The 303-nt window shown below is 63.0% G+C and carries 1 protein-coding gene; it reads left to right on the top strand.

Going from position 1 to position 303, the window contains the following annotated elements; all coding sequences use genetic code 11:
- On the top strand, positions 1 to 303 hold a 303-nt coding region (locus tag GCN75_RS28940; RefSeq protein ID WP_152285385.1), incomplete at both ends, for a hypothetical protein.

Here is a 303-nt window from a genome sequence, read left to right as displayed (position 1 = left end):
TGGGCAAGTCGGCGCTGGATCTGGCCCTGAGCGGCTTGCAAAACCAGGGCGGGCAAATCCAGGTGCTGGGCAATATCGGCCTGAACGCGGGTGGCGGCAGTATCAACAACCAGCAAGGCTTGATCCGTTCCGGCGCGACCGTCACTGTGACGGGCGGCGTGATCGACAATGCCAGCACCCTGGGCGCCAACCAGGGCATCGAAGGCGTGCAGGTGACCTTGAACAGCGCCAATGTCAGCAATGTCCAAGGCGCGGTGCGTGCCGATGGCAACCTGGCGATCAACAGCGCAGGCAGCATCAACA

Origin of the sequence: Janthinobacterium violaceinigrum (assembly GCF_009208555.1) — a bacterium.
Lineage (GTDB): Bacteria > Pseudomonadota > Gammaproteobacteria > Burkholderiales > Burkholderiaceae_D > Janthinobacterium > Janthinobacterium violaceinigrum.
This window is presented reverse-complemented; position numbering and strand designations above follow the sequence as displayed.